Here is a 6,273-nt window from a genome sequence, read left to right as displayed (position 1 = left end):
TCATCTACCTGGGCGGCGGCACCCCGCTGCAGCAGGCGCTCGGCTTCTCCGACACCCCCGAGAACATGGAGAAGTTCCTCACCGCCGCCCTCGGCCCCGGCGTGGACAAGGCCAAGATCCACGACTACTGCCAGGGCAGCGTCGAACACTACAACTGGCTGGTCGCCCAGGGCGTGCCGTTCAAGGAGGAGTTCTGGGGCGAACCGGGCTACGAACCGCCTGCCGACCAGGGACTGATGTACTCCGGCGGGGAGAACGCCGCGCCGTTCAACACCATCGCCGACCCGGCACCGCGCGGGCACCTGCCCCTGACCCCGGACAAGAAGCTGGGTGAGAAGGGCGGCGGCTACATGCTCATGAAGCCGCTCGCCGACACCGCCGAAAAGCTCGGTGTCCGCCATGAATACGACGTGCGGCTGCGGCGGCTGATCGTGGACGACTCCGGCCGGGTAGTCGGGGTGGCGGCCACCCGCTACGGAAAGCCGGTGCACGTGCGCGCCGAACGCGGCGTGGTGCTGGCCACGGGCAGCTTCGCCTACGCGCACCAGATGGTGGAACAGTTCGCGCCCAGGATCTTCGGCCGTCCCGCCGCGACGGTGGAGGAGCACGACGGCATCGGCATCCGGGTGGCCCAGGCGCTCGGCGCGGACCTCGCGCACATGGACGCCACCGAGGTCGCCTTCATCGCCGACCCGCAGGTCATCGTGCGCGGCATTCTGGTGAACGGGCAGGGCCAGCGCTTCATCACCGAGGACACCTATCCGGGCCGGATGGGCCAGGCGGTATTGCAGGAGCAGCACAACCAGGCGTATCTGGTCATCGACGAGGCCGCCCTGGAGGCGGCCTTCGAGACCAAGTCCTCCATGTCGTTCCTGCGCATCGCCCCCACCTGGGTTGCCGAGACGGTGGCCGAACTCGAGACCGAGATGGGCCTGCCGGAGAACGCGCTGCAGGCCACCATCGACCTGTACAACCACCACGCCGCCAAGGGCGAGGACCCGTTCCTGCACAAGAAGCCGGAATGGGTCAAGCCCATCGGCACCCCGCTGGGCGCGTATGACCTGCGCGGCTACACCGGCGGTTTCACCCTCGGCGGCCTGCGCACCGATCTGGATTCGCGGGTGCTGCACGTGGACGGCGAACCGATTCCCGGACTGTTCGCGGCCGGGCGGGTCACCTCGGGCATCTGCGCGGGCGGGTACGCCAGCGGCTGCTCGCTCGGCGATGGCAGCTTCTACGGTCGGCGCGCGGGTGTGACCGCCGCCAAGGGCAACTGAGAGGTACTGACGCGCATGCGATTCGGCATCGTCTTGTTCACCAGCGATCGGGGCATCGCGCCCGCGACCGCCGCGCAGGCCGCCGAGGAGCGCGGCTTCCGCTCCTTCTTCGTGCCCGAGCACACCCACATTCCGGTGAAACGGGAAGCGGCGCACCCGCTCACGGGCAGCGCCGAACTGCCGGACGACCGGTACACGCGCACCCTCGACCCCTGGGTGGCGCTGGCCACCGCGGCGGCGGTGACCTCGCGCATCGAACTGTCCACGGCGGTGGCGCTGCCCACCGAGAGCGACTGCATCACCCTGGCCAAGACCATCGCCACCCTCGATCACCTGTCCGGCGGGCGGGTGACGCTCGGGGCCGGATTCGGCTGGAACACCGACGAACTCGCCGACCACGGGGTGCCGGGCAACAAGCGGCGCACGGTGCTGCGCGAATACGTGGAGGCGATGCGGGCGCTGTGGACCCAGGAGGAGGCCAGCTACTCCGGCGAGTTCGTCTCCTTCGGACCCAGCTGGGCCTGGCCCAAACCGGTGCAGTCGCACATTCCGGTGCTCATCGGCGCGGGCGGCACCGAGAAGACCTTCCGGTGGATCGCCCGGACCGGGGACGGCTGGATCACCACCCCGACCGAATCGGATGTGCAGGCGTCCACGGCACTGCTCATGAAGCACTGGCGGGAGGCCGGACGCACCGGCGCGCCCCGCGTGGTGGCGCTCGACTTCAAACCCGACCCGGAGCGGCTGGCCCGCTGGGCCGACGCCGGGGTCACCGACGTGCTCTACGGCCTGCCGGACAAATCCGACGACGAGGTCTTCGCCTACCTCGACCGGTTGGCGGGCAAACTCGCGCCGCTCGGGCTGCACGACTGAGTTCGACTCACCCAGCCCGCTTTTCGCTTCACCACGCTTCATCACGGAAAGGCACACCGACGTGCGCGTAGCCCTGCTGTCGTATCGCAGCAAGACACACTGTGGCGGGCAGGGCGTCTACGTCCGGTACCTCAGCCGGGGATTGGCCGAACTGGGGCATCGGGTGGAGGTGTTCTCCGGACAGCCGTATCCCGAACTGCTCGACCCCCGGGTGCGGCTCACCGAGGTGCCGAGCCTGGATCTGTACCGCGAGTCCGACCCCTTCCGCACCCCGCGCCCCGGCGAGCTCCGCGACGGCGTGGACCTGCTGGAACTCGGCACCATGTGGACCGCCGGATTCCCGGAGCCGCGCACCTTCAGCCTGCGGGCCGCGAAGCTGCTGCGCGCTCGCGCCGGCGATTTCGACGTGGTGCACGACAATCAGTGCCTCGGCACCGGACTGCTCGACATCGCCCGGCACCTGCCGCTGGTGGCGACCATCCACCACCCGATCACCCGGGACCGGGCGGTGGATCTGGCGGCGGCTCCGTGGCGGCGCAAACCGCTGGTGCGCAGGTGGTACGGATTCCTGGGGATGCAGATGCGGGTGGCGCGCCAGCTGCCCGACCTGATCACCGTGTCCTCGTCGTCGGCGGCCGATATCCGCGCCGACTTCGGGGTGGCGGCCCGACAACTGCACACCGTGCCGCTGGGTGTCGACACCGAACTGTTCCGGCCGCATCCGCTGCCCCGCGTGCGCGGCCGCATCGTGGCGGTCGCCAGCGCCGACAAGCCGCTCAAAGGCATCGGTCACCTGCTGAAAGCCATCGCGCGCCTGCGCACCGCCCACGACCTGGAACTGCGGCTGGTGGCCAAGCTGGAACCGAACGGACCCACGGAGAAGCTCATCGCCGAACTCGGCCTCACCGATATCGTCACCGCCGTCAGCGGACTCGCCGACGAGGAACTGGCGCGGCTGCTCAGCTCCGCCCAGATCGCCTGCATTCCCTCCCTGTACGAGGGGTTCTCGCTGCCCGCCGTGGAGGCCATGGCCAGCGGTACGCCGCTGGTCGCCAGCCGGGCGGGTGCGCTGCCGGAGGTGGTGGGCGACTGCGCGGAACTGGTGGAGCCCGGCAATGTGGACGAACTGACCCGGGTGCTGGGCGCGCTGCTGGCCGACCCGGACCGGCGACGTCAGCTGGGCGCGGCCGGACGCCGCCGCGCCCTGTCCGTCTTCAGCTGGGAAGCCGTCGCCGCGCAGACGGTCACCGTCTACGAACGGGCCATCGCCCGACATCTCATCCGCCCCGCCATCGCGCCGCTCGGCGCGTCCACCCAGGAGGCACGCACATGCTGACCGTCGACTTCGACCGCCTGCGCATCGGACCCGGCGTCCGGGTCATCGACGTGGGCTGCGGGGCCGGACGGCACTCCTTCGAGGCGTATCGACGCGGCGCGGACGTGGTGGCCTTCGATCAGAACGCCGAGGACCTCGCCGATGTGCGGGTCATGTTCGAGGCCATGGCCGAGGCCGGGGAGAGCCCCGATTACGCCAAGGCCGAGACGGTGCGCGGCGACGCCCTCGACCTGCCCTACGGCGACGGCGAATTCGACGTGGTGATCGCCTCGGAGATCCTGGAGCACATCCCGCGCGACGGCCAGGCGATCAACGAGTTGGTGCGGGTGCTCAAACCCGGTGGGGCGCTGGCGGTCACGGTGCCGCGTTGGCTGCCGGAACGCATCTGCTGGGCGCTGTCGGACGAGTACCACGCCAATGAGGGCGGCCACGTGCGCATCTACAAGGCCGACGAACTGCGGGAGAAGATCTGCTCGCGCGGTGTGCGGCATGTGCGCACCGAGTTCGCGCACGCTCTGCACGCGCCGTACTGGTGGCTGAAATGCGCGGTGGGGGTGTCCGCGGACAAGCATCCGCTGGTATCGGCGTATCACCGAATGCTGTTGTGGGACATGATGTCCGCACCGCCGCTCACCCGGGTGGCGGAACGGCTGCTCGATCCGCTCATCGGCAAGAGCGTGGCGCTGTACTTCACGAAACCGGCGGTGCGCCTTGGCGGTTACTGACCTACCCGGGGTGCCCGAGGTGCTCACCGCCGACGAACTGCTGCGCACGGCCGAATCCATTGCCGCCGCACAGGAATCCGACGGTGCCATTCCCTGGTTCGACGGCGGGCACACCGATCCGTGGGATCACCTCGAATCGGCGATGGCGCTCACCGTGGCCGGACTGTACGAGCACGCGCGGGCGGCCTACGCTTGGTCGGCCGTCGCCCAGCGGCCGGACGGCTCCTGGCCCATGCAGTTCCGCCGGGGCACGGTGGAGAACGCCGACGCGGACACCAACTTCTGCGCCTACATCGCCACCGGGGTGCTGCATCACCTCACCCGCACCGGCGACCGCGCCTTCGCCGACGAGATGTGGCCGACGGTGCGCCGCGCCATGGATTTCGTGATCGGTCTCCAGCGCGGGCGCTACGGGGAGATCCACTGGTCGCTCGGCCCCGCCGGAAGCTCCGGCGAGGCGCTGCTCACCGGCTGCTCCAGCATTTTCCACAGCCTGCGCTGCGCCCTGGCGCTGGCCGAGCGGGTCGGCGACCCGCAGCCCGAGTGGGAGGTCGCGGCCATGCGGCTGGGGCACGCGCTGCGCGAGCACCCGGAAGCCTTCCTGGACAAGAGCCGCTACTCCATGGACTGGTACTACCCCATCCTCGGCGGCGCGATCCGCGGCGATGCGGGTCGACGGCGCATCCGCGCGCACTGGGACGACTTCGTTGTCGGCGAGCTCGGCATTCGCTGCGTCGCCGACCGGCCCTGGGTGACGGGTGCGGAAACCTGCGAACTGGTGCTGGCCCTGGACGCCCTCGGCGAGCGCGAGCGCGCCCTGCGCCTGTTCACGAATATGCAGCACCTGCGGGAATCCGACGGCTCCTACTGGACCGGTCTGGTCTTCGCCGACGGCAAACGCTGGCCCGAGGAACGCACCACCTGGACAGGCGCGGCCGTGATCCTCGCCGCCGATGCGCTGAGCCGCGCCACCCCGGCCAATGGCATCTTCCGCGACCTGTTGCCCGCAGCCCCGGTGACGACCCATCTGACCTGTGAGTGCGCGGATATCCGAGGCTGACGGACGCGCTCCACGCCGCTGTCGCCCTCGGTCGGTTCGACCGGCGTTCGCGGACCGGGGCACACCCCGACGCCCGCGCGGACTCCTCGCGGCCGGAGGACGACCGCGGCGGCGTCCGAATGTGATCTCGATGGACGACGGATTCACCGTCTTGCCGAGCGCGGCCGGGCCTTGGAGGATGGCGGCGGTAGCTGTCCAGCCGGGAATCCGAGGTAGTGCGTTGAGTTCGATACGTCGCGAGAGCAAGTCGTCCCCACGTGCCCGGAGTGCGCTCGCGCTGGCCGTGGCGGCGGCCGGGGTGCTGGTCCTGGGCACGAACAGCGCCGCGGCGCGGCCGGTCGGGGCCTTCGAGGTGGGTGGGGCCATCGAGGTCACCTACGACGCGCTGGGCGGTCCCGAGGCGCTGGGCGATCCGGTCGGGCCGGAGTCGGATGCGGCCAAAGGCGGCAAGTACCAGGACTTCGAGCGGAACGCGTCGATCTACTGGACCGAGGCGGTGGGCGCGCACGCGGTGACCGGGTTCATCCGGGACAAGTGGCGGCAGCTGGGGTCGGAGCGCGGGACGCTCGGGTATCCGGTGACGAACGAGGAGTCGACGCTCGGAAAGCCCGGCCGCTACAACCACTTCCAGGGCGGGTCCGTCTACTGGTCGGTCGGCACCGCCGCGCATTACGTCGGGGGCGTGATCCGCGACAAGTGGGGCGCGGTCGGCTGGGAGAACAGCCCGCTCGGCTTCCCCATCAGCGACGAGGCCCAGACCAACAAGGGCAACGGCCGCTACAACCTGTTCGAGGGCGGAGCGGTGTACTGGTCCAAGGCCACCGGCACGCACATCGTGTGGGGCGCGATCCGGGATCAGTGGGTCGCCGCGGGTGGCGAGAACGGTCGCTACGGGCTGCCCACCGGCGACGAATACGACTACCAGGGCGGGAAGGCCCAGGACTTCCAGGGCGGGCGCATCGTGTGGAGCCCGGAGTGCGAATAGGGCCGCGGCCCCCGCCC

6 protein-coding genes are annotated in these 6,273 nt (G+C 70.2%); all 6 read left to right on the top strand.

The features are described from left to right. A partial coding sequence (locus QK444_RS30870) for an FAD-dependent oxidoreductase (protein WP_282785616.1) occupies window positions 1-1,277 on the top strand: 1,277 nt, incomplete at its 5' end. A gap of 15 nt (window positions 1,278-1,292) precedes the next feature. Next, window positions 1,293-2,150, top strand: a complete 858-nt coding sequence (locus tag QK444_RS30865; protein WP_282785615.1) for an LLM class F420-dependent oxidoreductase — start codon at window positions 1,293-1,295, stop codon at window positions 2,148-2,150. 61 nt (window positions 2,151-2,211) lie between these two features. Next, window positions 2,212-3,486: a glycosyltransferase family 4 protein gene (locus QK444_RS30860; RefSeq protein WP_282785614.1), complete on the top strand. Its 1,275-nt coding sequence runs from the start codon at window positions 2,212-2,214 to the stop codon at window positions 3,484-3,486. Beyond that, a complete protein-coding gene (locus tag QK444_RS30855; protein ID WP_282785613.1) occupies window positions 3,480-4,211 on the top strand; it encodes a class I SAM-dependent methyltransferase in 732 nt (243 codons plus the stop codon). Before QK444_RS30860 ends, QK444_RS30855 begins: the two co-directional genes overlap by 7 nt. Then, complete coding sequence (locus tag QK444_RS30850; RefSeq protein WP_282785612.1) at window positions 4,198-5,271, top strand: prenyltransferase; 1,074 nt, start codon at window positions 4,198-4,200, stop codon at window positions 5,269-5,271. The genes QK444_RS30855 and QK444_RS30850 overlap by 14 nt, the downstream gene beginning before the upstream one ends. A 220-nt stretch (window positions 5,272-5,491) precedes the next feature. Further along, window positions 5,492-6,256, top strand: a complete 765-nt coding sequence (locus tag QK444_RS30845) for a hypothetical protein (protein WP_349239552.1) — start codon at window positions 5,492-5,494, stop codon at window positions 6,254-6,256. The last annotated feature ends 17 nt before the right edge of the window (window positions 6,257-6,273 follow it).

It is taken from the genome of Nocardia sp. CC201C (genome assembly GCF_030010695.1).
In the GTDB taxonomy this organism is placed as follows: Bacteria; Actinomycetota; Actinomycetes; order Mycobacteriales; family Mycobacteriaceae; genus Nocardia; species Nocardia otitidiscaviarum.
This window is presented reverse-complemented; position numbering and strand designations above follow the sequence as displayed.